2 protein-coding genes and 1 pseudogene are annotated in these 2,993 nt (G+C 62.2%); all 3 read right to left on the reverse strand.

The features are described 5' to 3' along the window. Nucleotides 1-3 precede the first annotated feature (3 nt). Entirely contained in the window at nucleotides 4-885 is an 882-nt protein-coding gene (locus EN750_RS26655) for a cytochrome c oxidase assembly protein (protein ID WP_127398399.1), read from the reverse strand. Between the two features lie 106 nt (nucleotides 886-991). Further along, a complete protein-coding gene (locus EN750_RS26660) occupies nucleotides 992-2,746 on the reverse strand; it encodes a thiamine pyrophosphate-dependent enzyme (RefSeq protein ID WP_127398401.1) in 1,755 nt (584 codons plus the stop codon). Between the two features lie 95 nt (nucleotides 2,747-2,841). Next, a pseudogene (locus EN750_RS41000) lies at nucleotides 2,842-2,993 on the reverse strand (ATP-dependent DNA ligase); the annotation flags it as partial.

The raw sequence follows: 2,993 nt of genomic DNA on the forward strand, positions 1-2,993 counted from the left end.
GGGTTAGACGATGCGCAACTCCTGGGGAGCCTGATGCCGCCGGCTGCTCGTTTGAATCCAGAAAGCGACCGAGAGCAGTGCGGCTCCGCCATAGATCAGGCCAGCGGGAATCCACATGATCAAGCCTGCAAGTTGCTGGTCCTCGAGCGGGCTGAGCCCCCACAGATCCGAGCCGACGGCATTAGCCGGATACCACAGCTTTGGCGAGACGACGAGCAAAACCCCGAGCAGCCCGGTGTGGAGCGAGGTGAAGAAGAGATGCATCACCGCATTGCCGCAAGCGTGCTCGCGGCCAGGGCGAGGCAGCAGCACCCACCAGTACAAAAGCCCGGTACCGAGGAAGCTCGCATGCTGGGCATAGTGCAGGAAACCCTGCTGGAGGGCAGCCTCGAACAGCGCCGGGACATGCCAAATCCATATCGCGGCTCCGTGCAGGACGGTCGCGACCACAGGGCGGCTGATGAACGACCAGATCGCCCGAAGCGTATTTGCATGTCCGGCCGCTCCGAATATCTGGCGCAGCTGTACCGGCAGTGCCCACATCATCGCCGCTGTCGGGCGGGAGGCAACCAGCAGAGGCGCTGCGACCGCCATCAGCAATTCATGCTCGATCATGTGCGCCGCAAACACATGTTCGCCCAACGGATGGATCGGGCTTACAAGGGCGAACGCCAGGACGGCCCAGCCGGCAGCAAACTGGAAGTCCTGCCGTGATCGCAAGCGACGTCCGCGTCCGCTCCGTCGCCACAGTCGGCTGGCGCCCGCTGTATAGAGCGACACGACTGCCAGGAGCGGCAATGTGATGGGAAGCGCCAGTGTCCAACCGGCTTGCGGGGCGCCGTTGCCATAGCAGATCGAGGTCGAAAAGAGCGCGTCGAAGCTCATGATCCGCATCCGTCAGCCGGAAGAGCACCGGAGCTCCGGTTCATCTGGAAAGATCCAGAAAGATCCAGATTGAAGCCACTGAGGCGCTGTTCTCACCTCCGTGCCTCTAGGCGTCCATCATCGATTTCGCCGGCTCCCGGGCGATGTTTTCTTCTATGCGTTCGTGTCCCGGCGTCCGCGGCAGGGCCTGGCGGAAGTTCTTGGCGTAGTCTGCCGGCATTTTGGGCGGCATCAGCGGCTCATACGCATCTACCAGCGCTTCGATCACGACTGGGCCTTGCGTGGCGAAAGCCTGGTCGAGAACCGTCTCGATCTGATCGGCCCGCTCGATGCGAAAACCCTTTGCGCCCATTGCTTCCGCCGCCATGGCAAAATCGATCGGCTGCAATTCGCAACCGAATTGCGGATTGCCCAGAAACATCATCTGCTCCCAGGCGATCTGATTGAGCATGTTGTTCTTGATCACCAGAACCTTCAGCGGGATCTTGTAGCGCACCGCCGTCGAGAATTCGCCAAGCTGCATGGCAAAGCCGCCATCCCCGACGATGGCGGCAATCGGTCGACCGGGGAACGCGATGCCGGCAGCGATGGCGTAGGCGAGACCGCAAGCCATCGACGCCAGCGATCCGGACACCCCGAATGCCTGGCCGCTGCGAAGATCGACATGGCGTGCGGCCAACTCCGTGTTCTGACCGGAATCCGTGGCCAGCACTGTGTCGTCGGCCAATCTTTGTCCGAACGCCCGGGCAATCGCTTGTGGCTTCAAGGGTTGCGCCTGCATGTCTTCCGACTGCCGCATCATCTCGCGCCATTTTCTCATGGTCTCCTGGGAACGGTGCAGGAATTCATCGGAGGGCTTCTGCGTCAGACGTTGGTTGAGCGCGCGCAATGTCTCGGCCGCGTCGCCGACAAGGCCGGCCTCGACCGGAAAGCGCAAGCCGATCCGCTGCGCATCGCTGTCGATCTGGACGCCACGGGCCTGCCCGGGCTGCGGGTAGTATTCGATATAGGGAAAGGTCGAACCGACAATCAGCACCGCGTCACAGCTCTCCATCGCCTCTTGCGAAGCCAGGGTTCCAAGAATGCCGATCCCGCCGGTGGTGTAAGGATGGTCGTCCGGCAGCACCGCCTTGCCCAGCAAGGCCTTCGCGACAGGCGCCTGCAACAGGCGCGCCGTGTGTTCGAGTTCGGCGGCCGCGCCGATGGCGCCGCGTCCGGCCAGGATCGCAACCCGCGAAGCGTCATTGAGAATGGCGGCGGCTTTGTCGAGCTCAACCTCCAGCGGTACGCTGTGACCGGCGAACATATCCTGCGGCGTGTGCGCCGGGCGATTGCGCTTGGAGCGCTTCGACGGATCGCTCTCCTGCTCCTGGATGTCGCTGGCAATCGAAAGATGGGCGACGCCCTTGCGCGCCAGTGCGGTTGGGCAGGCAAGGCTGGCGACGTTTTCCATATGCGCGGCGTCGGCGACATGTGCATTGTAAACGGAGACATCGTGGAACACGCGCGTCAGATCGACATCCTGTTGCGTGAACGTCTCGATCAGATCGTGGAACTGCATGCCCGTAATCGCCAGCACCGGAGCCTGGTCGAGCTTGGCGTCATAGAGGCCGGTCAGAAGATGTGTTCCGCCGGGACCGGACGTCGCAAGGCACACGCCCAGCTTTCCTGTCCACTTGGCATACGCACATGCCATGAAGGCAGCCGACTCTTCATGCCGGACCTGAACGAAGGCAATCTTGTCGCGCCGCGTCCGCAACGCTTCCATGACGCCGTTTATGCCGTCTCCCGGCAAGCCGAACACCACCTCCACGTCCCAGGCGACGAGCGTATCGATGAGAATTTCTGCTGCATTTGGCATGTCGGGGTAGCTCCGGTGGATGGTGTCCGAACCGGTGAATCCCGAGTTGGTTCCTTCGTCACAATAAATCGTGGAAGCGATCTTCCAGGAGCGTTCTATTCGATCTGCTCAAACGTGCATTGCCGTGGCGCCTTGTCGGGGCGCCAGCGCAGCAGTTTGGTGCCGTGGCGGAACCGATTGCCGGTAACGTGGTCGAAGCGGACCTCCACCACCAGTTCAGGCTGCAAGGGTTCCCATTGTCCGCTGC

This window comes from Mesorhizobium sp. M7A.F.Ca.ET.027.03.2.1, assembly GCF_003999175.1.
Taxonomy (GTDB): Bacteria; Pseudomonadota; Alphaproteobacteria; order Rhizobiales; family Rhizobiaceae; genus Mesorhizobium.